At 65.2% G+C, this 26,750-nt stretch carries 25 protein-coding genes and 2 pseudogenes; 3 read left to right on the plus strand and 24 right to left on the minus strand.

What is annotated here, in order from left to right; all coding sequences use genetic code 11:
* Positions 1-167: 167 nt before the first annotated feature.
* From ptsP to BQ4436_RS03695, 5 genes are all read right to left on the minus strand, one after another.
* Positions 168-1,859, minus strand: coding sequence for a phosphoenolpyruvate--protein phosphotransferase (gene ptsP / locus BQ4436_RS03680; RefSeq protein WP_070478125.1), 1,692 nt, complete (start codon positions 1,857-1,859; stop codon positions 168-170).
* Positions 1,860-1,892: 33 nt separating this feature from the next.
* Entirely contained in the window at positions 1,893-2,720 is an 828-nt protein-coding gene (locus BQ4436_RS03685; RefSeq protein ID WP_070478127.1) for a PRD domain-containing protein, read from the minus strand.
* 10 nt (positions 2,721-2,730) lie between these two features.
* A complete protein-coding gene (locus BQ4436_RS12630) occupies positions 2,731-3,285 on the minus strand; it encodes a PTS sugar transporter subunit IIA (RefSeq protein ID WP_369822024.1) in 555 nt (184 codons plus the stop codon).
* Positions 3,286-3,338: 53 nt separating this feature from the next.
* Positions 3,339-4,907, minus strand: a complete 1,569-nt coding sequence (locus BQ4436_RS03690) for a PTS transporter subunit EIIC (RefSeq protein ID WP_369822025.1) — start codon at positions 4,905-4,907, stop codon at positions 3,339-3,341.
* A 108-nt stretch (positions 4,908-5,015) separates the two neighbouring features.
* Positions 5,016-6,185, minus strand: coding sequence for a glycosyltransferase 87 family protein (locus BQ4436_RS03695; RefSeq protein ID WP_070361904.1), 1,170 nt, complete (start codon positions 6,183-6,185; stop codon positions 5,016-5,018).
* 78 nt (positions 6,186-6,263) lie between these two features.
* On the opposite strand from BQ4436_RS03695, the gene BQ4436_RS03700 reads away from it, so the two are divergent.
* Positions 6,264-6,782 (plus strand): NINE protein, encoded by a 519-nt coding sequence (locus BQ4436_RS03700; RefSeq protein ID WP_070975552.1) that lies wholly within the window; start codon positions 6,264-6,266, stop codon positions 6,780-6,782.
* 254 nt (positions 6,783-7,036) lie between these two features.
* On the opposite strand, the gene lysS is transcribed toward BQ4436_RS03700, so the two are convergent.
* From lysS to BQ4436_RS12640, 16 genes and pseudogenes are all read right to left on the minus strand, one after another.
* Complete coding sequence (gene lysS / locus BQ4436_RS03705) at positions 7,037-8,587, minus strand: lysine--tRNA ligase (RefSeq protein ID WP_070975553.1); 1,551 nt, start codon at positions 8,585-8,587, stop codon at positions 7,037-7,039.
* Positions 8,588-8,612: 25 nt separating this feature from the next.
* Positions 8,613-10,007, minus strand: a complete 1,395-nt coding sequence (locus tag BQ4436_RS03710) for a DHA2 family efflux MFS transporter permease subunit (protein WP_070975554.1) — start codon at positions 10,005-10,007, stop codon at positions 8,613-8,615.
* Positions 10,008-10,019: 12 nt separating this feature from the next.
* Entirely contained in the window at positions 10,020-11,306 is a 1,287-nt protein-coding gene (locus BQ4436_RS03715; protein ID WP_070975555.1) for a hypothetical protein, read from the minus strand.
* 57 nt (positions 11,307-11,363) lie between these two features.
* The gene (locus BQ4436_RS03720) at positions 11,364-12,260 is read right to left on the minus strand and encodes a pantoate--beta-alanine ligase (RefSeq protein ID WP_070975556.1); all 897 of its coding nucleotides are present in this window, start codon (positions 12,258-12,260) and stop codon (positions 11,364-11,366) included.
* Positions 12,257-12,958, minus strand: a complete 702-nt coding sequence (locus tag BQ4436_RS03725; RefSeq protein ID WP_070975557.1) for a hypothetical protein — start codon at positions 12,956-12,958, stop codon at positions 12,257-12,259. Before BQ4436_RS03725 ends, BQ4436_RS03720 begins: the two co-directional genes overlap by 4 nt.
* The gene (locus BQ4436_RS12175; RefSeq protein ID WP_176754802.1) at positions 12,955-13,791 is read right to left on the minus strand and encodes a DUF6779 domain-containing protein; all 837 of its coding nucleotides are present in this window, start codon (positions 13,789-13,791) and stop codon (positions 12,955-12,957) included. The genes BQ4436_RS03725 and BQ4436_RS12175 overlap by 4 nt, the downstream gene beginning before the upstream one ends.
* 10 nt (positions 13,792-13,801) lie before the next feature.
* Positions 13,802-14,269, minus strand: coding sequence for a DUF3180 domain-containing protein (locus BQ4436_RS03735; protein ID WP_070361896.1), 468 nt, complete (start codon positions 14,267-14,269; stop codon positions 13,802-13,804).
* Complete coding sequence (gene folK, locus BQ4436_RS03740; RefSeq protein WP_070361895.1) at positions 14,266-14,727, minus strand: 2-amino-4-hydroxy-6-hydroxymethyldihydropteridine diphosphokinase; 462 nt, start codon at positions 14,725-14,727, stop codon at positions 14,266-14,268. Before folK ends, BQ4436_RS03735 begins: the two co-directional genes overlap by 4 nt.
* Positions 14,727-15,146: a dihydroneopterin aldolase gene (gene folB, locus BQ4436_RS03745; protein ID WP_083329421.1), complete on the minus strand. Its 420-nt coding sequence runs from the start codon at positions 15,144-15,146 to the stop codon at positions 14,727-14,729. Before folB ends, folK begins: the two co-directional genes overlap by 1 nt.
* A pseudogene (gene folP, locus BQ4436_RS03750) lies at positions 15,100-15,905 on the minus strand (dihydropteroate synthase). Before folP ends, folB begins: the two are co-directional and overlap by 47 nt.
* A gap of 2 nt (positions 15,906-15,907) precedes the next feature.
* Positions 15,908-16,480, minus strand: a complete 573-nt coding sequence (gene folE, locus BQ4436_RS03755; protein WP_070361892.1) for a GTP cyclohydrolase I FolE — start codon at positions 16,478-16,480, stop codon at positions 15,908-15,910.
* The gene (gene ftsH / locus BQ4436_RS03760) at positions 16,470-18,758 is read right to left on the minus strand and encodes an ATP-dependent zinc metalloprotease FtsH (RefSeq protein ID WP_070975559.1); all 2,289 of its coding nucleotides are present in this window, start codon (positions 18,756-18,758) and stop codon (positions 16,470-16,472) included. The genes folE and ftsH overlap by 11 nt, the downstream gene beginning before the upstream one ends.
* Positions 18,759-18,776: 18 nt before the next feature.
* Positions 18,777-19,385 carry a hypoxanthine phosphoribosyltransferase gene (gene hpt / locus BQ4436_RS03765; RefSeq protein WP_176754803.1) on the minus strand — a complete coding sequence of 203 codons (609 nt, stop codon included), beginning with the start codon at positions 19,383-19,385 and terminating at the stop codon, positions 18,777-18,779.
* Between the two features lie 78 nt (positions 19,386-19,463).
* Positions 19,464-20,369, minus strand: coding sequence for a tRNA lysidine(34) synthetase TilS (gene tilS / locus BQ4436_RS03770; RefSeq protein WP_070975560.1), 906 nt, complete (start codon positions 20,367-20,369; stop codon positions 19,464-19,466).
* Between the two features lie 2 nt (positions 20,370-20,371).
* Positions 20,372-21,037 carry a D-alanyl-D-alanine carboxypeptidase/D-alanyl-D-alanine endopeptidase gene (gene dacB, locus BQ4436_RS12635; RefSeq protein ID WP_369822026.1) on the minus strand — a complete coding sequence of 222 codons (666 nt, stop codon included), beginning with the start codon at positions 21,035-21,037 and terminating at the stop codon, positions 20,372-20,374.
* A pseudogene (locus BQ4436_RS12640) lies at positions 21,017-21,634 on the minus strand (D-alanyl-D-alanine carboxypeptidase); the annotation flags it as partial. The pseudogene BQ4436_RS12640 and the gene dacB, both read right to left, overlap by 21 nt.
* A gap of 89 nt (positions 21,635-21,723) precedes the next feature.
* Between BQ4436_RS12640 and BQ4436_RS03780 the strand changes: the two are divergent.
* A complete protein-coding gene (locus BQ4436_RS03780) occupies positions 21,724-22,200 on the plus strand; it encodes an inorganic diphosphatase (RefSeq protein WP_070361888.1) in 477 nt (158 codons plus the stop codon).
* Positions 22,201-22,422: 222 nt separating this feature from the next.
* On the opposite strand, the gene BQ4436_RS11930 is transcribed toward BQ4436_RS03780, so the two are convergent.
* The 3 genes from BQ4436_RS11930 to BQ4436_RS03805 form a co-directional block, all read right to left on the minus strand.
* Entirely contained in the window at positions 22,423-24,723 is a 2,301-nt protein-coding gene (locus BQ4436_RS11930) for a hypothetical protein (protein WP_143000796.1), read from the minus strand.
* A 66-nt stretch (positions 24,724-24,789) separates the two neighbouring features.
* On the minus strand, positions 24,790-25,572 hold the full coding sequence (locus BQ4436_RS03800) for a hypothetical protein (protein WP_070975563.1): 783 nt from the start codon (positions 25,570-25,572) through the stop codon (positions 24,790-24,792).
* 106 nt (positions 25,573-25,678) lie between these two features.
* Positions 25,679-26,377 carry a sortase gene (locus tag BQ4436_RS03805; protein WP_252931422.1) on the minus strand — a complete coding sequence of 233 codons (699 nt, stop codon included), beginning with the start codon at positions 26,375-26,377 and terminating at the stop codon, positions 25,679-25,681.
* A 49-nt stretch (positions 26,378-26,426) separates the two neighbouring features.
* Here BQ4436_RS03805 and BQ4436_RS03810 point away from each other — a divergent pair, with 49 nt between their 5' ends.
* Positions 26,427-26,717: a rhodanese-like domain-containing protein gene (locus tag BQ4436_RS03810; RefSeq protein ID WP_070975668.1), complete on the plus strand. Its 291-nt coding sequence runs from the start codon at positions 26,427-26,429 to the stop codon at positions 26,715-26,717.
* Positions 26,718-26,750: the final 33 nt, after the last annotated feature.

Raw genomic sequence — 26,750 nt, forward strand, 5'->3', positions numbered from 1 at the left:
AACGGTTTTTAAAGAGTTGTCACCAACCATAACGCCCCCGGCGGACACATCGTCCCGCCGAGGGCGTCACTTCATGAATTAAGGGGCCATTGCACCAGCTCAGGCCGGATGTTCGCTCGTAGCGAACAGAAGCTTTTGGACGCCTCCTCCGGCCCCAACCGGGCAGTTTAGAGCAGGTCGCGCAGCACCGGATCCGCGATCTTGAGCACGTTCTCGCGTGCTTCCTTCGCGGTCGGGGCGTCGACGGCAAAGTTCGCCATCTGGCGGCAGGTGTCACGGTCGTGCAGGCGCAGCGCGGCGCGCACCGCGTTGACCTTGCCCGGCGCCATGGACAGGGAGCTCACGCCCAGGCCGACGAGGACGAGCGCCATGAGCGGGTCGCCGCCTGCCTCGCCGCACACGCCGATGGACTTGCCGGTGGCTTCGCCGCCGCGGCAGGTCTCACGGATCATGGCCAGCGTTGCCGGCTGCCACGGGGTGAGCAGCTCTGCCAGCTCGCCCTGCATGCGGTCGGCAGCCATGGTGTACTGCGACAGGTCATTGGTGCCGATGGATGCGAAGTCCGCGATGTCCAGGATGTGGGAGGAGCGGATCGCGGCCGCGGGAGTCTCCACCATCACGCCGACCTTCGGCAGGCCGTGGGCGCGTGCGCGCTCCGTGAACCAGCGGGTCTCCTCGACCGTGGCCACCATTGGGGCCATCACCCACAGTTCAGCCTCCGGGACAGCCTTGTGTGCTGCGGCCAGCGCCTTGAGCTGGTCGTCGAGGAGGTCTTCGCGGGCCATGGACAGGCGCAGGCCGCGACGGCCCAGTGCCGGATTCTCTTCCTCGCCGAGGTCGGCGAAGGACAGCGGCTTGTCGGCACCGGCGTCCAGGGTGCGCACGACGACGCGGCGGTCACCGAATGCGCGCAGCACCTTGGTGTACGTCTCGGTCTGCTCCTCGACGCTCGGGGCAGAGTCGCGGTCCAGGAAGAGGAACTCGGTGCGGAACAGGCCGGAACCTTCCAGGTCGTAGCCGGAGGCCTTTGCGGCGTCGTCCGCGGTGCCGATGTTGGCCAGCAGCTTCACGCGGTAGCCGTCGCGGGTGGCACCCTCACCGGAGGAACCAGCCAGCGCAGCGGCGCGGCGGCGGGACCGCTCTTCGAGTTCGGCGACGTCCGACTCGTTCGGGGCGACGATCACTTCGCCGACGCCGCCGTCGAGGGCGATCGCTGGGGCGTCGACAAGCGCTTCGCTAATGCCCTTGACCTGCACCGCTGCGGGGATGCCGAGCTGCGCGGCGAGGATCGCCGTATGCGATGTCGCGCCGCCGGCCTCCGTCACGATGCCGACGACCAACTCCGGATCCAGCGTGGCCGTCTCAGCAGGTGCAAGGTCGTTCGCGACGAGCACGGACGGCTCGGTCAGCGCTGGAACGCCCGGCTCCGGCAGCCCGCGCAGGCGCGCGGTGGCGCGGTCGCGGATGTCGTAGAGGTCGGTGACGCGCTCAGCCATGTAGCCGCCGAGCTTGCGGAACTTCGCCGCGTAGGCCTCCACCGCGTCGTGGACCGCCTTGGTCACGCCGCTGCCCTTCTTCAGCTCTTTCTTAATGCCGCGCACCAGGCCACGGTCCTTCGCCAAGGCGGCGGTGGCCTCAAGGACAGCCTTGGATGTTTCGGAGTTTGCGTGCTCTGCGCGCGCCGTCAGGGACGCGGAGACTTCTTCCAGGACCGCGACGACACGCTCGCCGTCAGCGTCTGGGTCGGTGCATGGTTGTTCGTGCTCGTCGATACCAACGGCGGGGGTAACAACTGCGACCGGGCCAGAGGCGGTACCTGAGGAAACCCCGATCCCATACAAGACGGTGCGGTCAGTCATGAGTGTGTCCTTTCAGCAATCAAGCTAATGGTATTACATTTGATGGTACGCGCTGAGGCGCGCAATGTGCAGAGCAAGGTACGCAATTTCATCTTCTGTCAACGCTGTATCGAAGCGAAGCTCCACTACAGCGGCCACTTTTCGGGCGCACTCAACTTCCCGCGGGTAACTGCGCGTCAACTCACGCGCCAGCGGAGAATTTCCGCGCTCGAGTTGTTTCCCCTGCTCAAGGCGAACAAACAAATAACGAATGTGTGTAATAAACCGGGCCACATTTATCGACGCCGCTTCGAACTCCACCCCAAACTCAGCCGCAATGATCTGCATCATCTGCTGAATCAACCCCGTCATCCGGTACGTATGCGCCAGGTCACCGGTGTTGAAACCGGCGTTGACCAGGTGCATCGCAAGCGCGGTGGCTTCGGTGGTGGGCAGGGTGGCGTCGAAAAGAATGTTGATGTGCTCCAGCAGGCGTTCGCCCTGTGCATACTCTGCTGGGTACAAGTGCTGGACCTCGGCGCGCAACGGGTAGGCGATCTCTTCGCCGCGGGAGGCCCGCTCAAGTGCATTAATAATGTGGTCCGTCACCGCGGTGACCAGCGTGATGCTGGGCTTTGCGCCCACGGCCTCCAACGCTGCGGTCACACGGTGTATATCTTCGGCGGGAAGCCCGGCAATCATTTGGCCGGAGTGGTCCGGGTCCCGACCATCCGCCGGAACAAATACTCGCTGCACCTTCGACTCGTCGAGGACGTCGCCCTTCTTTGCCCCAAAGGCGATGCCTCGACCGGTCACCACAACATCCTCCGACCCGCGGCGGGCCAGGACGACGTTGTTGTTAAAGATGCGCAGTATTTGCATGTGTTCGACCCTACTTGGTTACCCCCAACAGTGGCTGGCCGACCTCGGCCTCACCAGTGGCGATATCTTCCACAGCGGCCAGCGACTTGGAGTTGACCACGGTCACGATCACCGTGGTGTCCACGCCGTGACCTGCGATTGCGCCGAAGTCGACGTCCGCGAGGGCGTCGCCAATCTCGACGCGCTGCTTCTTCTCCACGAGCGGGGTGAAGCCTTCACCCTTCAGCTTGACGGTGTCAATGCCGATGTGGACGAGGACCTCGACGCCGTCGTCAGTCTTGATGCCGTAGGCGTGCCCCGTCTTCGCGACAGAGATCACCTTGCCAGCAACCGGCGCCACAACCTTCTCGACGCCGCCTTCCGGCAGCACACCAATCGCCTGGCCGAGCGCACCGGATGCGAACGCGGCGTCCTGGATCTGGTCCATCGGGACAACCTTGCCTGCGATCGGCGCGGTGACCTCGCGTGTGTCCGCTGCAGGGGCCGCCGGCTCGTCGGCCTCTGCTGCTGCAGCGGCTGGAGCGGCCGCCGCCGGAGCCGCTGCCGCAACTGCCGGAGCACGCACAGTCCTTGCTGGAGAACTGATTCTTCAAGGGAAAGCACTACGGCCTCTGACTCTTATCCACGACTAGTTGTGTATAAAGACCATGCCGCAACTGCCGGAGCTTCCTCCTGCTCTTTTTCCTCCTGCGCTGCACGTGCGCGAGCCAGGGCCTCTTCACGCTCTTCCGGCGTGCGGTAGTCGGTGAAGTAGATGACGAAGAACGCGGTGAAGAACGCGACCGCAATCGCGATGACGTAGACCCACATCGGGCTGAAGACCACGGTGGTCAAAAGCGAGGTGAACACGAACGCGTTGGTCTGCACGCCGCCGAACGGGGTGCCCAGGATCGCGATGGTCAGGCCACCGGTGAAGCAGCCCACCAGCATGCGCGGGTAGATCCTCTTGTAGCGCAGGTGAATACCGTAGAGGGACGGCTCCGAAATACCACCGAACAGACCAGCTGCCAGCGCCGACCCGGAGGTCTGGCGCATGACTGGATCCTTATCGCGCAGCGAGAGCGCGAACACAGCAGCGGTTGCACCGAAGCAGGCGAAGTTCCAAGCACCCATTGGGCCCTGGATGAAGTCGTAGCCCAGGGTCTGAATGTTGACCAGCATGAGGGCGTTGAGCGGCCAGTGCAGGCCGAGCGGCACCAGGAACGGGTACAGCATTGGGATCAGGATGGCGAACACGAATGGCGCATTGCCATTGAGCCATGCGAGGCCAACACCAATCCATGCGCCGAGCGCGTAGCCGAGCGGGCCAATCACGATCGCGGTAACCGGGATCATCACAAGCAAGGTGAGGAACGGCACGAACACCATGTGGACCGCGGACGGAATGATCTTCTGGAAGCCCTTGTACACCAGGGCCGCCACGACCGCCATGATCAGCGGCACGAACACGTTGCCACCGTAGTCAGGCAGCAGCATCGGCAGGCCCATCACCGTCACGCGGCTGACCTCGGTGCCGAGCAGGTTATTCGTCTCAACCACGGCATCCGGGTGGCTCGCCAGCCCCATGAACTCAGGGGTGAACAGCGCCAGGATGACAGCGGCAGGCACCCACGGCTCAATGTTGAGCTTCTTGCCCGCGTTGTACGCAACCATCACCGGCAGGAAGTAAAACACCGAGCGCCACATCGCGTCGACGAACTGCCAACCCGGCGTCTTGACCTCCGCACGGAAGTCAACAAATCCCAGCGCGTCCATCACTGCAGCAAACGCAATAATTAACGACGCCCCAAGCAACACACCCAGAATCGGCCTAAAGGAATCCGAGAGGTACTCGAAGAAGGCGTCCATCCACGGCACCTTGCCCTGCGCCTTCGCGCGCTGGGCCGCCTTCACGTCGTCGTTGCTCTGGCTGCCACGCGACTGCATCTCCGGCAGGTTATTCATCGCGTTGTACACCGTCGCGACATCCCCGCCAACAATCACCTGGTAGTGCGACCCGCCCTGCGGCACCGCACCCATCACCTTCGGGTTCGCCTCGAGACGCTCCTTGTCAGCCAGGGAGGCGTCGTTGAGCTCGAAACGCAAACGGGTCGCGCAGTGCGTAAAGGACGCAATGTTGTCCGCACCGCCAATCCCCGCAAGGATATCCGCCGCCTGCTCCTGCAAGCCGGCCTGCTTGGTTGCCATGTTCACTCCTTTTCTTCATAGAACCAGGGATGAAAAAAGACCCGGGACGCGAAAACGTCCCAGGTCTTGCCCCGCCGAACCCGGCAGGTAACAACCCTGTGGTTGGTATTACGTTCCACTATATGCCGGAACGTTTTGGTGTGCAATAAGCTTGCTCTCAGCTGGGAACCAACGCTCCAGCAGCAGTGCCGCCCACATCACCAACGACGCCAACCCGATCAGGTTGCCCATGTACCAAAGGGGCGTCGAGAAGCTGTAGGCATCAACCTCTGGGTAGAGCTGGTACGACGGCACAAACAGCACCGCGACGTAGAGCACGTACGCGAGCTTCCACACCGACGGCACCGCCGCAAAAATCAGCGGGACCGCCAACATCACGCAGGAGAAGTGGTGCGACACCGCGTACGGCCCACCCACGCTAATGCCCAGCGCGACGAAGAACAACGCATGCACATCCAGGCCGCGACGCAGCAGGTACCACGCACCCAAGCCCGTAAGCAGCGCGAAGACCAGGAAGATAACGCCGGTCGGGGCCTCCAGCCCCGCACGCGCGAACAGGCCGGACAGCGCCTGGTTCGGCGGGTACATCGCGTTGCCGCCGCGGTCGGTGTTGAAGAACTCGTCGGTGAAGTAGTACCAGGTCTCCGCCGGACGCATCAGCACACCAATCAGAATCGTGCCCACAAACGTCCCGGCCGCACGCGCCACCGACGCCCAATCTTTCTTCACCAAGAACAAAATCGCGAACGCCGCCGGCGTGATCTTAATCCCGGCCGCAATACCCACACCTACACCGCGCAACTGCCGCGGCAACAAGCCCAGCACATCCACCACGACCAGCGCGAACAAAAACACGTTAATCTGGCCGAAGAAGAAATTCGCCTGCAACGGATCAATCGCCAAGGACCACGCAATCACCCCCACCAACACCAGCGGGGTCACCTTCACGTCCAGCCTGCGCAGCGCCAACCACGAAATGAGCGCCACGCACGCCATCGTCGCCAACGTCCACACCACGTCCATCACCGGCTCAGGCATCCACGTCAGCGGAACAAACAGCAAGGCCGCGAACGGCGGGTAGATGAAGCGGAATCCGCTACGAGTCGGGAAGTCGTCGTACAGGTCGGCGCCGCTGATCAGGGCGTTGCCGGCGTCGCGAAACACGCCGACATCCAGCAACTCGCCGCGCGCCGCACTGCCAAAAACCTCACTGAGCCCACTCGCGGCTGCGAGCACCCCAACGAGCACCCACACCCACAACGAAACCTGCTTCACCATCGAATCGCCTTACGCCCATCACTGTTGACTAACTCTGCTGCCTAACTCTGCGCATCATACCGATACAAAGGGACACGAATGAACTACACTACGGAATACACCATTGCCGACCGCCTTGAATTGAGGACTCACATGACCAACCAACAGCCCATGTACGACAAAGACGGCCTCCCAATCACGCAGCCAACCAACCAGTTCCAAGGGTTCGGGCAGTACGGGCAGACTGGGCAATTCGGCCAGTTTGGGCAGGGTTCACCGTACGGGCAACCGCAGATGCAACAGTTCGCACCTGCACAAATGCAGTCTGCATACGGGTACGCCGCGCCCCAAAAGAACAAGTTCCTCGCGGCGGCGTTGTTCTTCTTCCTCGGCTCGTTTGGCATCGGCAACTTCTACCTTGGGCAGAACTTCCGGGGAGTCACCAAAGTGGGGCTCTTCCTGACCGGCAGCCTCTTCAGCCTGATCCCATTCGTCGGCTGGATCGTTTCCACCCCGATCTTCTTCGCACTGTGGGTGTGGTGCATCATCGAGATGATCATGGTGCTCGTCGGCGGCGGAGGCTACGACACCGACGCCAATGGGATCCCGCTGAAGTAGGACACAAGCAGAAAGTTCACGGCCGCCAAGCTGAACTGCGCACCAGATCCCCGAATTTTAAAAAGTGCTATCAGAATAACAGCTGGTCAACAAAGGGCTAGCGTTTTAATAGGCGGGAATTTGGTGCGCGCCCAGCCAAGCCACGGGGAACTTTTCCACAGCAGCACGCGAACGTGGCCAAGCAAAAAGCCCGGCGGCCTGGGAAAACACAAAATCCCAAGCGCCGGGCCCATCTAAACCCAAGCGAACTAGCCCTACGCCTCCGGCTTCACCAGCGGGAACAGGACTGTCTCGCGGATGCCCAGGCCGGTCAGGGCCATCAACAGGCGGTCGATGCCCATACCGCAACCGGCGGTTGGCGGCATGCCCTGCTCCATCGCGGCGAGGAAGTCCTCGTCGAGGACCATGGCTTCGTCGTCGCCGTGTGCGGCGAGGCGGGCCTGGTCTTCGAAGCGTTCGCGCTGGATGACGGGGTCGACAAGTTCGGAGTAGCCGGTGGCCAGCTCGAAGCCGCGGACGTAGAGGTCGAACTTCTCGGTGACGCCGGGCTGCTCGCGGTGGTCGCGGGTCAGCGGGGACGTCTCGACTGGGAAGTTGATCACGAAGGTCGGCTCGTACAGCTGGTCGGAGCAGAGGTGCTCCCAGATCTCCTCGACGAGCTTGCCGTGCAGCCAGCCCTCATCCTTCGGCACCTTCAGGCCGATGACGTCAGCGATGCCCTTCAGTTCCTCCACGGAGGACTCGATGGTGACCTCAGGCTGGCCCGGGAACTTGCGCTGCAGCGCCTCGTTGAGGGAAGGGTACATCTCCATGACCTTCCACTCGCCGCCGAAGTCGTACTCGGTGCCGTCTGGAAGGGTGACGGTGGTGGAGCCGAAGACTTCCTTCGCGCAGAACTGCACGAGTTCCTGCATGGTCTTCGCGCCGTCCTTGTAGGTGCCCCACGCTTGGTAAGTCTCGAGCATGGTGAACTCGGGCGAGTGGGAAGAGTCGACGCCCTCGTTGCGGAAGTTGCGGTTGAGTTCGAAGACGCGCTCAATGCCGCCGACGACGCAGCGCTTGAGGTAGAGCTCCGGCGCAATGCGCAGGTAAAGATCCATATCGAGCGCGTTGGAGCGGGTAATGAACGGACGGGCTGCGGCGCCGCCGTGCAGGGTCTGCAGCATCGGTGTCTCGACCTCGACGAAGTCGTGACCGGTGAGGAACTTGCGCACAGCTGCGATGACCTTGATGCGGGTCATGGCGTTCTTGCGGGCGTCCTCGCGCATGATGAGGTCGGTGTAGCGGTGGCGGACGCGCTGCTCCTCGTTCATGTCAGCGAACGCGACAGGAAGTGGGCGTAGCGCCTTGGACGCCATCTGCCAGGACTGCGCCTGGACGGAGAGCTCGCCACGACGGGAGGCGATGACGCGGCCGCGCACGGAGACGATGTCGCCGAGGTCGGTGTCGGCCTTCCAGGACGCGAGCGCCTCCTCTCCTACCTCTGCGAGGGAAAGCATGACCTGCAGCTGGGTGCCGTCGCCCTCCTGGAGGGTGGCGAAGCAGAGCTTGCCGGTGTTGCGCTGGAACATAATGCGGCCCGCGACGGCGACGACGTCCTGGGTCTCTTCGCCCGGCGCGAGGTTGAACTTGCCGTCACCTTCGCCCTCGGGCACGGCACGGTACTTCTGGCGCAGCTCGCGCAAGGAGGTCGTGCGGTCGACGACGACCGGGTAGGCGTCGCGGCCTTCGGCGAGAAGCTTTTCGCGCTTCGCACGACGGAACTGTTGCTGTTCGGAGAGGTCCTGCGTTGTTTGATTCTTCACGCTGACCTAGCCTAGTCGGTCCGGGTCAGCCGTGGTCAATTAGTCGTGTATTCGGCTTGCCTCCCACGAAGCACACGGCTACAACGACGAGCAGCATGCCGACGCCACCAACGACGAACGCGCGCGCCGTCCCGTCGGAGGCGCTGCCGGTGGCCTGGGTGCCCATGGTCATCGTTGCGATGAACACCGCGGTGCCCGCCGCCCCGCCGAGCTGCTGCAGCGTGTTGAGCGCCGCGGAGCCGTGGGCGTAGAGCTGCGACGGCAGCGAGGACAGTGACACGGTCATGAGCGGGGTCATGATCATGGACATCGCCACGTTGACGAGGATCAGCACGGCGACGAGCTGCCACTGTGGGGTGTCATCGGCGAGGATGGCCACGAGGATCCACTGGGAGGCCAACATCAGCACCGCACCCGGGATGGCCAGGGGGCGTGGGCCGTAGGCGTCGTAGCAGCGCCCCGCAATTGGGGACGCGACGCCCTGCGCGATACCGCCGGGCAGCAGGATCAGACCGGTGGCCACCGTGGAAATCCCCAGGCCGACCTGCATGTAGACGGGCAGGATGTTCACGGTGCCCAGCAGGATGCCGAAGGCGATGAACACGCCCACAACGGAGAAGGCGAAGTTGCGGTGGGTAAAGACGCTGAGGTCAAGCAGCGCGCGCCCGGTTGGCGCCAGTCGCAGCTGCCTGCGCACGAACAGCACCAGGAACACCGCGCCGATGACCAGGGCCGCGGCAGGGTTCCAAGAATCGCCGGTGAGCAGGGCGGTGATCGTCGATAAGCCGTAGACAAGACCGCCGAATGCGAGTGCTGAAAGAAGGACCGACAGGATGTCGAGTGGGGCGTCGTGACGCTCGCCGACGTTCGGGAGGGCGAACACCGCGAGCAGCACCGCCACGGCTGGGATGGGCACCATCACCCAGAAGATGTGGTGCCAGGTAAACGCGCCGAGCACGAAGCCGGCGAGCGTGGGGCCAAGGGCGGGCGCCACCGACATCACCACCGCGTTGAGTCCCATCACCGTGCCGCGGCGCTGCGGGGCGACCACCGTCACGGTAACCGTCATGAGCAGCGGCAACATCGCCGCCGTGCCAAGTGCCTGCACCACGCGCGCGGCGAGCAACACCCCGAACGAGGGCGCGGTGGCCGCCATGACGCAGCCGATGATGAACAGCGCCATCGAGGCGAAGTAGACGGCGCGGGTGCTGAGGCGCTGGATGACGAAGCCGGAGGCCGGGATCGCCACGGACATGGTGAGCAGGAAGCCGGTCATCAGCCACTGGGCCGTATCGGCGGGTACGCCGAAGTCCGCCATGATTGCGGGCAGGGCAACAGCGACGGTGGTCTCGTTGAAGATCATCATCATCGCAGAGACCACCAGCACTCCAATAAGCAGTACTGGGTTCGTTGATTTCATAGCCCGCTAAGGCTACTCCTCGTCAGCAACTGGGGCACAGAGAGGCAGGTCGAGGCGCTGTGCCTCGGCATCATCGCCGTTGATGACCACCATGTACTCGCGCTCGGTGCGCGGGGTCAGCACGAAGGCCGGCGGGGTGGCGTCGGGAAGCTGGTAGTCGTAGATGAGGCACTCGCCGGAGCCCAGCACGACGGCTTCCTTCGGGTCCGGCAGGACGCGATCGAGCGCATCAGAGGACACATACTTTGCGACGGAAACTCCCAACGTCTCATCCGAGCACCTGATCTTGCCCTCTTGACCCTCGTCCGGGGTCGCGGACTCGCAGATCAGGCCGTGCCAGCCTTTCTGCTCGGCCTTGTCGGACACGATGCCTGGGTATGTCTCGGCGATTTCGGCCTCGACGCCGACCCACTCCTCACCGCGGTGCTGCATCCAGTACCAGATGCCGCCTGCGGCGATGAGCAGCAGCGCCACGATGGCCGCGATCCACGGCCAGAGCTTGAACTTCTTCTCGTCTTCTGGGCGGACGTACTCGCCGGTCGGGCCGTACGGGTAGGGCTGCGGTGGCTGGCGGTAACCGTCGGTGGCGCCCGGCGCGACCGGGGACACCTCCGGCTCATCGAGGGGTTCACCGGCGACGGCGTTGAGGTAGCCGACGCAGCCGGTGGCGGCGTTGGCGGCGTCCTCGTCGACGTCCAGGCCGGTCATAGAGTTAAACAGTTCAATGAAGCTTGCAACGTTCGCCGCGTGTTGCTCCTCGGCGTGCTCGGGTGCGGTGGCCGTCGGGCCGACCAGGGTGAGCTTGACGGGGACGCTGGACCAGGCTGGCTGCACCAGCATCCGGGAGGCGTCCACGGAGCGGGCCACGAACGCGCCGAGGCCCTGGGCGTCGTAGTCGTCGATGGCTTCAGCCACGCCGATGAGCAGCTCGCGGGCCTCGGCGGGGGTGAACACGCCGCCGTCAGCACGCTTGTCGGCGATCAGGCGGGCGAGCGAAGCGCCGGTCGGGGCTTCGCGCAGTACGTAGAGGTGGCCGTCGTCGGTGTAGCCGGCACTGCGCGGCTGGAACGCGCCGGGGTGGTTCGAGGCGGCAAGCGCCCGGTTCAGGCCTGCGATATCGCGGCGTTGGTTTTCGGGCTGGGCGGCGTCGAAAAGCTCGACTTCGACGGCCTGGCCTGCATCATTGCTGGCGACGAAGAGCTGCGAGTCTTCGGTGCGCCCTGTGGCTTGGACTTGCTCGGGGGTGAAGTCCATGCCGAAGCGCTCGTTCAGGATTCCAGCAATCAGGTCTATAGGCATGCCAAAGAGTGTAGCGAATAACTCGCCGTTTCTCGCTATGGCCCTCGTCTTTCCGCCCTAGTCTTCGATGTGTTTGAACCCAATGCCAAGCGGCAGGCCAACGTTGTCGTGGAGGCGCACCGTGCCACCGTCGGTGGCGGGCAGGTCGATCGCGGCGAGCAGTCGGGCGTCGCCCTGGGCAGGGGCCTCGCGCATAGCCAGGTCGCGCACGGCGAGGTACGCCTGTGCAACCCCGCTCTCTTCTCCCCCTCTCGCTGTGTCTACGAGCCCCGGTCCGCGCCGGCCCTCCCGGCCGCGCGCCCCCCCCCTCCCCCCCCCGCGCCGGCCCGCCTCACCCGCCCCTGGCCGCCGGCGCCCTCCGCGACGCCGGCGGAGCTCGGCGGCGTGGGCCCCGGCGGTCAGCGCCGCGGACAGCGCAAGCGCCTGGTCGTGGGCGTCTTCAGCGACTCGCTCGTTGCGCAGCGAAAGCGCCAGCCCGTTCGGCATGCGCACGGTAGGCACGCTGTGCAGCTTGACCTCCATGCGCAGCCCAGACACGGCCAGCTGTGTGGCCACGAGCAGCTCGAAGTCCTTCTCCCCCATCACCAGGTCGGTGGCATGGGTGGCGTTGAGCACCGCCAGGATGCGGGCGACGTCGTGCGCCATGGCGTCGGCGTCGTCGAGGTGCTCCATCCCGGTGCGCACGCTCACGGCGGTGCGCAGCTCGCCGTGGAAGACCACGTCGACGCCCTCGTTGCGGAAAGTCTCGGGCACCTCCTCGCCGGAGTAGGTGACAAACACGTACGCGCCGAGCAGCGACTTCGCCGCCCGGATCAGCTCGATGTGCCCGGCGTGCACGTCGGCGCCCAGCGGCACGACCGCGATCGTCTTGCCAATCTTGCGGAATGCGCGCCCGTAGGTGGCCAGCAGCTGCTCATCACGCACGACAACCGCGTTGCCCGGTTCAAAAGTCACAGGTCTTCCTCTCGTTGCTGCGCCGCGCGGCGCTCCAATACTTCTACTAGTCGACGCACCCCTTCTCCCCCAACCGGCTCTCGGTCGAGCGGGCGCAGCGGCGGCAGCTCGGCGCCGTCGAAGGCGTCCGCGACCGCCTCGAAGTTGGGGTTGGCCTGCCGCAGCAGCGCAAGCGCGTCCTCCTGGACGACGCGCTGCAGGGCGCGCAGGTGTTGGGCGGTGGCCACCAGTGGGCGATCCGCATCCGTGATCGGCATGGTGACCTGCCCGAGCTCCCCGAGCAGCAGCGCGATCACGGTCTCCCCCAGCTCGTCTGCGGCGGAGGTGACCCACACGTTGTCTGCGATGTTATGCGCGCACATGACGACTGCCCCTGCGACCTCAACCTCGTCGAGGAGCTGGGCGCCGTGGTCCAGGTTGGTGTGCCAGAACATCTGCCTCGGGCGCACGAACGGCGCGCACTCGGCGGCGGCACGTTCGATGAAGTCAGCGGAGCCCTCGAGGAGCACCAGGTCGGCGGCGGCCTCCTCGTAGCCTTCCTCGTGCGGGTGCATGCCGCGGTGGGTGAATTTGACGCGGGTGTCGCCGTCGGGGGCGTCTTCAAGCTCGAAGATCGTCACGCGGTGCCCGGCGCGCGCGAGCTGATCACTCAGCGCACTGGGGCCGCGCCAGGCGGCGATAGTCAGCGTTGGGCTCATTTGTTGCGGCGCGCTAGCAGCTCGGCGACGGAAACAGCGTTCTCGCCAGCCGCGTCACGGCGGCGGCGTCCCCCAACACGCGGGGCTGGTTCCGGCACGGCCTCGATGACCTCAGTGGCCCCAGCGGCGGGCTGCTCGTGGCGGCCGTGCTCAGGCTCAGGCTCTGGTTGTGGTGCTGGCTCGGGCTCCGACTCAGGCACTGGCTCGGGTACGGGCTCAGGCTCCGGGATTGGTGTCGGTTCAGGCGCCGGCTTCTGCGCTTCTTGTGCTTCTTGCGCTTCCTGCGCTTCTTGCTTCGCCTGGTGCTCGCTAATCAGCGCCGTGAGCGGGTTCTGCGTCTCCCGACTCGGCTGGCTGCCAATGCGCCCGGCGATCGCGTCGGAGGACGGCGCCCCGGCCGGGCGGTCGTCGGACGGCTCGTAGGCCGGCTGTGTGAAGGACTCAATCTCCTGGATGCGGCGCGCCGCGGCGTGCACGGCGGCGGGCTCGTACTCGAAGACGTGCCCGCTCATCTCCTCAATCGTGGAGCGCAGGGAGCGCAGCTCCTCCTGGATGTCGCGCAGCAATTCCTCGGAGGGGGCGTCGACACCCGAGGGTGCGCCAGCGCGCGCGGCCTCGAGCTCTGCGGCGAACGTCTTCTCCCGCTCCTCCTGCAGGCGCGTGGCCTCCTCGTTGTCGCGGCGCAGGCGGTAGATCACGATGAGGCCCGCGACGGCGGCCCACAGCGCCAGGATCAGCGAAAGCTTGAGTATGTTCGCGGAGTTGGTAAACAACATCACCACTGTGCCTGCAAGCGCAGCCACAAATGGAACAATCACCCAAGTATTTTTCATGCCCACTACCTTAGCTAACCTGTTCTCCACTTGAGGGTGGCGACACCTCACACACCCGTTCCAGCACGACACCGGCCACCGCCAGCGTGACGCCGCCCAACGCCCCGGAGACCAAGGGCGGCACGTCCTGCGCCGCGGCCATCAGCACGTGCATCCGGGGCAGCACGAAGAGCAGGCACCCCGCATACAGCCCGCCGCTGACCGCGCCTGCCCAGGTGCAGGCCTTGCCAAACAGCATGAAGTTCGCCGCCATCATCGGGTTGAGCTGGCTGCGATCCAGGCCAACCTTGCCCTCATCACGGCGCTTGTGCACCATGAACGCAACGTAGAAACACACCGCGGCGACGATCCAGAGGCTCAGCGGCACCACCATGTTCAGCGACTCAAGCAGGCCGAACAGGCGGCGCACCACAATGAACGCCGCGGCGGTACAAAACCCGAACACGGCGATCACTCCGGACAGCGGCGTGCGTTTCACAGCTTGCGAACCCCCTGCGGCTCCAGCTCCGCGAGAATCTCGCTGACCGGGCGATCGAGCAGCTTGGCGTGCGGGTCAATCTCCAGCCAAGGAACCAGCACGAACTCGCGCAGGTGCGCGCGTGGGTGCGGCAGCGTCAGCTCAGGGTCGTCGCTGCGGTAGCCCTCGAAGTCGATGATGTCCACGTCCAGCGTGCGCGGGCCCCAGCGCACGTCGCGCACCCGGTTCGCCTGCTGCTCCAGGCGCTGGCAGCGGGCAAGGAGGCTGTAGGGGTCGTCGCTGTCGGTTTCGATAAGAAAGCTCTGGTTGAGAAAGTCTGGCTGCTCCACCCCGCCCCAGGGCGCGGTGGCGTAAATCGAGCTTGCGTCGAGGAGCTCGGCGGCGAACTCGTCGGCGACCGACTGCAGGTGGGCACGCGAGTCCTCCATGTTGGAGCCTGCCGAAATCACCGCGCGCATCAGCGGGCCCCCATCCGTTTACGGGAACGGCGTGCCACCACGGCGACGTCCTCGAAGGGAAGCGGGATCGGCGCGTGCGGCTTGTGCAGCGTGACCTCCACCGCGTGCAGGATGTCGAAGCGCTCCATGGCGGCCTCGGCGATCTCGGTGGCCACCGTCTCGATGAGCTGGCGCGGCGTGCCCGAGGCGATGTCGCTGGCCAGCTGGGCTAGCTCCGCGTAGTTCATCGTCTGGGTCAGGTCATCGGTAGCGGCGGCGCCTGCGAAGTCGAGCCAGCAGGTGATGTCCAGCAGGAAGCGCTGCCCGTGCTCGCGCTCGTGCGGCAGCACGCCGTGGTGCGCGTAGACGGACAGGCCTTTGAGCTCAATGCGGTCAGCCAAGGTTGCCCGCCTTCCACGCGGCGGCCACGTCCACGGCATCGCGGGAGACGGCCACCTCGTGCACGCGCACGCACCAGGCGCCGGCCTGGGCACACGCTCGAGCCCGCGGGCGGCGCGCACCCCGGTGAGGAAGCGCTTGCGGCTGGCCCCCACCAGCAGCGGGTAGCCGCAGTCCATGAGCGCGGGCAGGGCCTGCAGCAGCTGCCAGTTCTCTTGCGGGGTCTTGGCAAAGCCGAGGCCCGGGTCCAGCGTGATCTGCTCCGGGCGCACCCCAGCGGCCGTGGCGTTGGCAACCAGCTCGTCGAAGAGGCCGAGCACGTCAGCCACCACGTCCCCGCCGTGGTCGGCGGCACCGGAGGCGTTCACGAACTGCTGGGCACGCCAGTGCATCAGGCACACCGGCAGATCCGTGCGCGCCATCGTGGCGTACATGTCCGGGTCCGCGAGCCCGCCGGAAACGTCATTGATGAGGTCCACGCCGGCCTCGGCGGCGGCCTGTGCGGTGGCGGCGCGCATCGTATCCACGGAAGTGCGGATGCCGTCTTCGTGAAGGGCCCGGATCACCGGGGCCACGCGCGCCGCTTCAACCTCGGCGGGCACACGCGTCGCGCCCGGCCTCGTCGACTCCGCGCCCACGTCGATGATGTCCGCGCCCAGGCGGACCAGCTCGTGGGCGTGCGAGAGGGCGTCGTCAACTGCGAGCCACTTCCCGCCGTCCGAGAACGAATCTTCCGTGACGTTGACGATGCCCATCACCGTCGTGCGCCCCGGCGCGGTGAGATCCTGCACACTGACCATTGTTAGCTCCTTATCAGGCTCAAGACCTCGGCCCGGGAGGCGGCGTTCTTCTGGAAGCCGCCGCGCACCGCGGAGGTCGTCGTCACGGCACCAGGCTTGCGGATGCCCCGCATCGCCATGCACAGGTGCTCGCACTCCAGCACCACAATCACGGCGGAAGCCCCCAGCTTATCGACGATCGCATCCGCAATCTGCGCCGTCAACCGCTCCTGCACCTGTGGCCGCTTCGCGTACATATCGGCCAGGCGGGCGAGCTTCGACAGGCCCGTGACCTTGCCTTCCTTGCCCGGGATGTAGCCGACGTGCGCCTTGCCAAAGAATGGCACCAGGTGGTGCTCACACGTGGAGTACACCGGGATGTCGCGCACCAGCACGAGCTCCCGGTAGTCCTCCGCGAACGTCTTCTCCAGCACAGCGGTCGGGTCCTGGTGCAGCCCCGCGAACACTTCCTCGTACGCCTTCGCAACCCGCGCCGGGGTTTCCTTCAGCCCCTCACGGTCCGGGTCCTCGCCGACTGCGATGAGGAGTTCGCGCACCGCGGCTTCGGCGCGGGCGCGGTCGAACTTACTGGTCATCCTCGTTGCTCCTGTGTCGTGGCAGCTGTTTGGTTTCTTCCTCAGACGATCGGTCGGGCCGGTCGGGCCGCTCGTGCTCCGGCAGGCGGAACCCGATCTCCTCGTCCGGGCGGTAGTTGTCCATGCCCGGGTGCGTATCCGGCTCAGGCTTTGGCTCCGGCGCGGGCTCACGCTTCGGCGCGCCCGGGTACGTCCAGTCGCTCGGCGGCTTCGGCCCGCCGTAGGTCGAGGCGCCTCCCGCAGGCGGCGGTGGCAGCGGAGCGCCGTGCTCCTTCTCCCGTTCTTTTCGACGCCGCTCCCGTGTCTCACGCGACGCCTCAAGGATGGAGAAGCGCTTCGGCGGCTCCTCGCCACGCTCCTCGGCAAGCTCGACCGGGGTCTTGACGGGCTCGCGGCCGAACTGGCGGCCGAAGCGGATGTCGTAGGCAGGCAGCTCCGGCCGGTGCGGCTCCACGCCCTCGAGGAGCGCTTCGAGGTCTTGGCGGCGCAGCGTTTCCTTCTCCAGCAGCTTGGACACCATGGTGTCCAGCTGGTCGCGGTACTGCTCCAGGATGCCGTAGGCGGTGGCGTGGGCGGCGTCGATAAGCGTGTGTACTTCCTTATCGATCGTGGCCGCAACCTCCGGCGAGGACTCCATCTTGGCTCCCGCCCCCATGCCGGAGAAGGCGTCGCCCTGCGCCTGGCCGTACTTCACGGTGCCGAGCGCCGAGGTCATGCCGTACTCGGTGACCATCGCGCGCGCGATCTTGGTGGCCTGCTCGATATCGTTGGACGCACCCGTGGTCGGCTCGCCGAAGACGAGCTCCTCCGCGGAGCGCCCGCCCATGGCGAAGACAAGCTGGGCAAAGAGCTCGTCGCGGTTGTACATGCCCTTGTCGTCCTCGTCGGCCGTCATGGCGAACCCGCCGGTGCGGCCGCGGGCGAGGATGGTGACCTTGTAGACGCGCTCGATGTCTTTCAGCGCCCACGCCGAAAGCGTGTGCCCGCCCTCGTGGTAGGCGGTGACCTTCTTCTCCTTCTCCGAGATCACCTTGGAGGAGCGGCGCGGCCCGCCGATCACACGGTCCGTGGCCTCCTCCAGCGCGTCCGGGGTGATCACGTTGCCGCCGATGCGGGCGGTGAGCAACGCGGCCTCGTTGAGCACGTTGGCCAGGTCAGCACCGCTCATGCCGGCGGTGCGCTTCGCCAGCGCATCCAGGTCCACGTCCTTGGACAACGGCTTGCCCTTCGCGTGCACCTTCAGGATCTGGGCGCGCCCCGCGATGTCCGGGTTCGTCACCGGGATCTGGCGGTCGAAGCGACCCGGGCGCAAAAGCGCCGGGTCCAGGATGTCCGGGCGGTTCGTCGCCGCGATCAGGATCACGCCCTCGCGGTCGCCGAAGCCGTCCATCTCAACCAGCAGCTGGTTGAGGGTTTGCTCGCGCTCGTCGTGGCCGCCGCCCATGCCGGAGCCGCGCTGGCGGCCGACGGCGTCAATCTCGTCGATAAAGATGATGCAGGGCGAGTTCTCGCGTGCCTGCTTGAACAGGTCGCGCACGCGGGAGGCGCCCACGCCGACGAACATCTCCACGAAGTCGGAGCCGGAGATGGTGTAGAACGGCACCCCGGCCTCACCAGCGACGGCGCGCGCGAGCAGCGTCTTACCCGTGCCAGGCGGGCCGTACAGCAGCACGCCACGCGGGATCTTCGCGCCGAGCGACTCGTAAATCTTCGGATCGATGAGGAAGTCCACGACCTCCTGCAGCTCATCGACGGCCTCGTCCGCACCCGCGACGTCCGCGAACGTATTCGTCGGATTGTCCTTCGACAGCTGCTTCGCCTTCGACGACCCAATCCCGAACATGCCGCCTCCGGCCTGCATGCGGTACATGAAGAAGAACAACAGGCCGAAGATCAGCACCATCGGCAGCATGAAGCCGAGCATCGACATCAGGAAAGACTCCTGCGTCACGTTCGTCTTGTACTTGTCCGGGGCGGCTTCCTTCACCGCGCCGAAGATCTCCGGCGTGGTGCGCGCCGGGTACTGGGCGCTGATCTGCTCGACGCCCTCGCGCTCTTCGACCTTGATCGGCTCCCGCAGGTCAATGCGGACGCGCTGCTCGCGGTCGTCGATCTGGACTTCCTTGGCGTTCTTGTTCTGCAGCTGCTCCATCGCGATCGACGTGTCCACGCGCTGGTAGCCGCGGGTGTCATCCCCGATGAGGGTGAGCAGGTACAAAACAATAAGCACGGTGGCGCCAATCAGGCCCCACCGCAACACGTTTTTATTCTTGGTCATACAGCTCTTCTGTGTGTATTAGATGTCCTCAGGCGCGTCGGAATAGACGCGAGGGTGCAACGTGCCCACGTACGGCAGGTCGCGGTAACGCTCGGCGTAGTCCAGGCCATAGCCGATGACGAACTCGTTCGGGATGTCGAAGCCGACGTCGAGAAGATCAATCTTGGCCTTCTGCACCTCAGGCTTACGCAGCAGCGTGATCACCTCGAGGCTCTTCGGGTTACGCCCCGACAGGTTCTTCAGCAGCCACGACAGGGTCAAACCGGAGTCGATGATGTCCTCGACCACGAGCACGTCGCGGCCTTCGATCTCCTTGTCCAGGTCCTTCAGAATGCGCACCACGCCCGAAGAGGTGGTGGAGCTGCCGTAGGAGGACACCGCCATGAACTCCATCTCGCACGGGATGGAGAGCTTGCGGGCGAAGTCCGTCAAGAAGAACACCGCGCCCTTGAGCACGCACACGAGCACTAGGTCCTGCTCGGAGTCGCGGTACTTCTCGGAGACCATGTCAGCCAGCTCTTGGATGCGCCGCTGCAGGTCTTCCTCGGGGATCAACACCGCCTCTACGTCGTCTCCGTAGCGGTGTGGCGCAACGTTGAAATCCTTCTTGTCATACAGCTCGGTCATCGGGTGCCCTTTCTCAAGCCCTTCTCGGTTGGCATCAGTTCATCATCTTGCCACTTTCACGTCACCTTGGACAACCGTTTACGCGAACACGAGCGTTCCGTCGCGCCGCTCCACCCGCACTCCCCCGCCGAGCTGCACCGCACCTTGTCCCCGCCAGTTCGTCACCAGGGCTTCAATCGCCGCAAGGTGGGCACCTTTGACCTCCCCCCGCTTTTCGACGACCCACTCCGCCAACACCGCCCTCCTCACCACCGGCGGCAGTGTTGCAAGCTCCGCGCAATCCAGCGTTTCGGCGTTCGGGGCCGGGGTGATGCGTTGCAGCTGCGCCGCGGCTTGCGCGATCCGGTCCGCCGTGCCCGCCAACGCCGGGACCACCTCCCCACCGACGATCTCCTCCAGCAGCGGAATCACCCGGGTGCGCAGCGCCACACGCCGGTACCGCTCGTCCTTGTTCATCGGGTCCTGCCAGGGTGCGACGCCCAGTTCGGCGCAGGCGCCCGCGGTGTCCGCGCGGCGGACACCCAGCAACGGGCGAACCAGTCGACCCGCGCGCGGCGCCATCCCCGCCGGGTTGCCGCGCAGCGCCCCCAACAGCAGCGTTTCGGCCTGGTCGTCCGCGGTGTGGGCCGTCCACACGTCCCGGTCGGGGCCGGCGTGCTCGAACAGGGCCGCGTAGCGGGCCTGGCGGGCGTCGGCCTCCGTGCCCTTACCTGTGCGTGTGATTTGGATGGTCGCGATTTCCGCGGGCACCCCAAAGTTCCGCGCCTGCTCCGCCGCGCGCCTGGCCACCTCCGCCGATCCCTCCTGCAGCCCGTGGTCCACCACCAGCGCCGTCACGTCCAAGCGTTCCGCTGCGGCCGCCGCTACCAGCGCCAACGAGTCCGCCCCGCCCGACAGCCCAATTACCGCAGGCTCCGTCCACCCGCGCACTGCGCGCCGGCACGCCAAAAAGTGGGGGCTGCGCCGGGGCCAGAACGGCTCCATGGCTAGAACTCCCGCAGCGCCGAAGCGAACGTGTCCATCGCCCGGCGCGCCTCCAGAATGTCCGAGTCATTCGAGAGCAGCGCAAACGTGTACACGTTGCCGCTTTCCGCAGTCACCGTGCCGGCCAGCCCGGACGTCTCGTCCAGGGTGCCCGTCTTCGCGCGCACCCAGCCACGCCCGGCCAGGTCCCCATAGCGGGTGGCCAAGGTGCCGTCGCCGGCCGCGACCGGCAGCGCGTCCAGCATCGGGCGCAGCTGCTCGTGCTGGGTGGCATCACTCAGGATGCTGTCCAACATGCGCGGGGTGATCCGGTTGTCCACCGACAGGCCAGAGCTGTCCACCAGCGTGATGCCGTCCGTGTCAAAGCCGTGCTCCGCCAGGACGTGCAGGGTGGCGGAGGGGGCGTCGATACCTACGTGGGCCGCCACCTCCCTGCCGATGGCCTCCGCGTAGACGTTGTCGGACTCTTTCATCATCATGTGCAGGCGCTGCACCAGGTCCGGCGACTCCACACTTGCCAGCGTGTCCGCCTCCGCGGGCGCCGGGCCGAGACCGACCGTCTCGGCGCCCACGCGGTCCGCGAGCGCCTGCGCCACATCCAACGCCGGAGTATGCGAGCGCGGCACGTCCCCCTCGGTCTCCCCGTTCAGGCGACCGCCCGAGAGCATCGCCGGCTCCAGCGGCGCGACGAAGCCGCCATCGATGTCCACGGGGTCCCAACCCGGCATCATGGTCGGCTGCTCTTCCCACGCGCTGGTGTCGATGAAGACGGCGGTGACCTGCTGGTTTTTGAGTTATGTGGCGAGCTGGTCGATGGCCTCCGCGTCCAGCCACACGTCACCATTCGCCTTGATCACGACCGAGCCCGGCTGCTCCCCACTCACCACCTGCGTCTCGATCCTGTCATCCGCCCCCAACTCCAACACCGCCGCCGCAGCCGTCAGAATCTTCGTCGTCGACGCCGGGCGCAACGCCTCCCCCGCCAACCGATCAAACAGCACCTCACCCGTCGAGCCGTCCGATACACGCGCGTGGAACGTGCCCAACGCAGGGTCCTCCGCAAGCTCCGCCAGGCGCGCCTGCAGCGCCTCGACATCCACCGGGCGTGGCACCGCCGGCACCAACACCGGCTCCGCCTGCGGCAACTGATACGCCGGGGCGTGTTCAATGCGCGCCAACTCCTGCTGCGCCGCCACACCGAAGCCAGCCGCGCCACCCACCGCGACCAACGCAACCCCGCCAACAATCCAAGTCCAAAGCTTCACGGCGCATAAGCGTAGCCCAAACCCACACGGCGACGCAGCCCCGTATGATAAGTACCGGTATTATCAACGCGACTACAAAAGGAGCGCACATGGCTGTCGAAGTCACCATCGAAATCCCCAAGGGTTCCCGCAACAAGTACGAACTCGACCACGAAACAGGCAAGGTCTACCTCGACCGCCACCTGTTCACCCCGATGGCCTACCCACTCGACTACGGCTTCATCGACGAAACCCTCGCCGACGACGGCGACCCAATGGACGCCCTCGTCATCCTCCCTGAGTCCGTCTTCCCAGGCGTCATCGTCAAGGCACGCCCAATCGGCGTCTTCAAGATGACCGACGAAGCCGGCGGCGACGACAAACTCCTCTGCGTCATCGACGACGTCCGCTACGACCACTACCAGGACATCGACGACGTCTCCCAGTTCCTCAAGGACGAAATCGAGCACTTCTTCGTCCACTACAAGGACCTCGAGCCGAACAAGGAAGTCTCCGGTTCCGGCTGGGGCAACAAGGCAGAGGCTGAGAAGATCCTGCAGGCCTCCATCGACAACTACAAGAAGTAGTCTGCTGCCTTTGAAGCCGCCTGGGTGTTCCCGGGCGGCTTTTTGCTTGGGCCTCTACCAAATTCCTGGTTTTGGCGTCGGCTCAGCAGGCCCGAGTCGGCCTGAGTGACAAAACACGCAACCCAATACATCCAGCCCTTTTCCTACCAGCGGAAATAAGGATGCGCTTTTGCAGGGTTGCGTCCTTTGTCACTGGCTGCCCAATCTGCACACCACGAGCGTCTAGAACTTGAGGTGATCTTTCGCCCAGAACGCCGCCGCGCCCAGCAGCGCAAGCAGCGGCACCAGGATCGCCGCGATGATGCCGCCCTTCGAGCTGCCTTCGCAATTCTCGGAGGATCCACTTGAAGAACCATCCTTCGCGCAGGTCGCAGGCGCCGGAACGCTCGGCTCGGGTGCCGGCTCACTTGTCGACGTCCCCACCTCCGGCTCTGGGGCTTCCTCAGTTGTCCGCGCGGCGGACTCGGACGTGGTAGTCGACTCGGTCGTCGAAGAGGATGCCGTCGTAGTCAGCGTTGTTGAAGACTCTGGTGCGGGCTCAACCAGCGTAGTCGTTGGCGTAGTTGTCCGCGGAGCGGACACTTTCGACGTCTCCGAGGTCGAAGGTTCGATGGTTTCGGTTGTCCGCGGCGCGGACACCTTCGGCGCCTCGGAAGTCGAAGGCTCCGTGGAAGGCTCCGCCGTAGTCGTTTCGGTTGTCCGCGGCGCGGACGCTTTCGGTGCTTCCGAGGACGCGGACGAAGACGTGGACGAGGTCGCGGACGAGGATGTGGTCGTCGAAACCTCTGACGTGGTCGGAGACGGTGTGACCGAAGTAGTCACCGACGATGGCGCAGCAGAAGAAGTGACGTCCGTGGTTGTTGGCGTCGGCTCCTTTGCCAGCAGCTCGTCCAGGTTTTCCTGCGCCTCGACGACGCGGAAGAACGTGCGGTCAAGCTCGGCTTGCGCCTTGTTGATTTCTGGTGCGTAACCGGTGCGGCGCACAACCTTCATGAGCGCTTCGGCGATTTTGTGTTCTTGCTTGGCGGTCGCCAGCGCCGCGCGGGCTTCCTCAACGCTCTTTGGTTTCACTGCGGGCGCGTAGCTCGGGGCTTCGTACTGCGGTGTTGTGGCTCCACAGTTCGGGCAGCAACGAGGCGATGACGTGGAGGTCTCCCCGCTTGTCGACGGCCCCACCGTCGGCGTTGTCCGCGTAGCGGAAGTCGTAGACGTAGTTGGCGTTGCCGACACGCTCGGGGCCGCCGAAGTGGTTGTCCGCGGCGCGGACGTAGTCGACGTGGTCGGAGTTGGCGTAACGGACGTAATCGACGTGGTCGGAGTTGGCGCAACCGACGTAGTCGCGGTTGTCCGTGGCGCGGACGTGGTCGACGTGGTAGGCGTTGTGGACGTGGTCGTTGAGGTCTCGCTGGCGAGCTGCTCGCGCAGCTTCCCGAGGTTTGCCTTGGCTTCCGCGAGGGCACGCTCCGCATTCTCCACGTGCAGGCGCGCCAAGATGCGGTCCTTCGTACTCCGAGCGTTCTTCTCAGCCTGCTCGGCCTTCTTCAACGTGGCTTCTGCGTCGGCGACGATGCGTTCGCCCTCTTCGACCGTGGAAGGCTTTGGCGGGGCGACGTATTCCGGCGCAACGATGTAGTCGGTGCTCGGTACCTGCGAAGACGTCGAGGACGGCTTAGAGGTAGAAGGCTTAGAGGTAGCAGTCGTCGAGGTAGACGGCGTGGTCTCCGGAGCGATCGTCACAGTGACGGAGGGCGCTTCAGAAGTCGTCGAGCTCGTCGAGGTCGTTGGCAGCGGTAGGGCGCTCGGGATCGTCGGCATCGGCAACGGTGGCAGGTCCGGGAGGGACGGCTGGCTCGACGACGAAGACGAAGAAGACGATGTCGTCGGCTTTGGCTTCGGACGCTCGGAAGTCGTCGGCGTCACCACCGGTGGCAAAGGCGAAGGCTCAGGCGAAGGCTCCGGTGTAGGAGTCGGCTTCTGGCGCAGGTTGTTGCGCTGGATGAGGATTTCGGCGTCGAGAGGCTGGGGTACCAGGCCGGGTTTACGGGAGCCTCCGACGACCATAAGGAGGTCGTCGCAGCTGTGCGCGAGTGCCATCGCGTGGCCCATTTCGTGCGCGATGGTCATAATGCGGCTTTTCGCCTCAACATAGCGCCCAAACATCCTGGGACTAATCCGCACGGTCAGTGTCGGCCCGCCGCCGGTCACGCGCCCCAGCGGCCGCAGGCTTGGGTCCACGATCACGCTGACGGCCTCGGGCGTCTTGTGGTCGATGAACTTGATATCCAGGTACCCACCTCGGTCGCGCACGGCCTTGACCCACAGGTCGGCGGCGCGCTGGATGTCGGCGCGGTGGCCGGTGGTGTCGTAAAGGTAGAGGGTGTTGTTGCGGATGCCCGTGTTGTGGTCACCCGCGAACGTAAAGCGCGAAATGTCGAGCTGCTGACCGTTCCGGAACTGCGACTTCAGCGTCCTGCATTCAGACCCGTTGGACCTCACATCAACGTGCGCGGATGCGGGCGTCATGCCCCCCAGCATCAGGGAGAACGAACATACTGCAGCTAGGACATTTCGAGTTTTCACAAGGGATTACTATATGAGGAATCGACGCCCGTACGCAAAGACAGCCGCACCAATTATCGACGCCACCACCAACGCAAACAGCGCCCGTACCAGGGTGTTCGATCCGGTTTCAGCCGCGATACCGCGCTGCTCCGCAACTGGAGCCTGCGCCGGGGCGGCCTGCTGCTGCGCCTCAACAGGTGCTTGCCCTGCAGCCTTGGAGGTTGCCAGCCCCTGGCGGGCGACCTCAGCGGCGTTCTCTGCGAGCAGCGCGTTGGAGTCCTTCACCTCAGCATCGGTTGGAGGCTCGTTGATGCGGGCCAGGTCGGTGACGTAGGTCTTGCCGTCAGCGTTGAGGTAGTAGGTCAGCCCACCGATAGCGAGCACTGCTGGCAGGGCGATCAGGCCGGCTGCCGCTGGTGCCGGGTTGTTCGGGTCAACGTCTTCGGCGGTGAATGGGACGTCCTGGTGGTCGCCGGTCGGGTCTGGCTGCTCGACAGGGGTCGTTGCCTCGGCTGCGGGAGCTTGGGGCGCTGCGGTTTCGGCGGCGGGGGCGTCGATAAGCCCGGCGACAGCCGCCTTCGCCACGTCCACTGCGCGCTCGCGGTCAGCCGCCGAGAGCTGGTCAAAGGCGATGTTAACCAGGTTGCGGTCCGGCACGTAGTGGGTGCCGTCCTGGGTGAGGAAGTACTCGGCACCGTTGATGTCGTGGGTCACGGCCGGCAGCGGGATGTCCTGTGCCTGGGCCATGGGGACGATGGCGGTTGCGAGCGCGCCGGTCATGACGGCGGCCAAAACGGTGTTGCGCTTCATTAGGGGCTCCTTTGCTCAACATGAAGTCTCAAGTCTTACTTCATGGTTTAGCCCCACTGTAGACGCACTTCACCCCAGTCACAAGTGTTTACACAAAAAACTTCAGTTACTTTGCGCCGGTATCGGTCGGTGGCGCATCCAGCACGGACGAAAATTGCCACCCAATGACCGCGTTGCGAACCGAGTCCGCCAAAATATTGCGCGGCTGAATACAGGAGATCGTCAGCAGCCGGCCCGGGCGTGGCCCATCACCCCAAATATCAACATCGCTGGCCATGACCTCTTTCACCGGATCGTGCAGGTCAGTCGCGCGGTACGACAACCACTTCCCACCAGCTGCCTCGGAGTCGGCGGTGCGCAGGTACAGCATGTCCCCCACCCGGATGGTGTGCTGGTCGGAGGAGCCGTCGAAAAGCTGGTCAAAGACCCCGTGCACCCCTGCACCCGTGTGACCAGCGACGACCACCAGATCCTCAGCACCCGGCCCCGGCAGCGAATACGGCTTCTCCGGCGCCGTATACACACATGCCTTATCTAATGTGGCCGGATCCAAGGCGTCCGCGCGCACGCGGCACGGGCCCTCCTCGAAGTGCGCGCGAAGCCCGACCGAGGGAATAAACATCTCGAGCGGCTGCGACTGACCAAGTGCTGCAGGAACCTCTGCTGGAGGCTCGGGCGCAGGCGCAGGCTCCTCTTTGCCGCACCTTGCTGACAGCGAGATGAGTGCCACGAGCAGCACCAACGCCACAACCCGGCGCACCCAAAACACCCACTGAGGCGGTCGAGTTCGAGGAGGCGTACGCATAGTGGAAATCGTAGCCGACGCACCCGGCACTTCCGCTACAATCGCGCACATGCAATCCATCAACGTTAAAGAAGTACCCGAAAACGCCCAGCTCATCGACGTCCGCGAACCCGAAGAATACGCAGAAGTCCACGCCGTAGGCGCCACCAACCTGCCACTGAGCGAACTGACCACCCTCACCGACCGGATCGACCCCGACCAGGACATCTACGTCATCTGCCGCTCCGGCGGGCGCTCCTCCCGCGCATGCGAATACCTCGAGCAGGTACACGGCTGGGAACCCATCAACGTCGAGGGCGGCACCATGGAGTGGATCGCCAACGGGCTGCCCACCGAGTAGCACGGTTTCATTCCTGGCCAGCAGCCCGATACT

It is taken from the genome of Corynebacterium sp. MC3, assembly GCF_900099485.1.
In the GTDB taxonomy this organism is placed as follows: domain Bacteria; phylum Actinomycetota; class Actinomycetes; order Mycobacteriales; family Mycobacteriaceae; genus Corynebacterium; species Corynebacterium pseudogenitalium.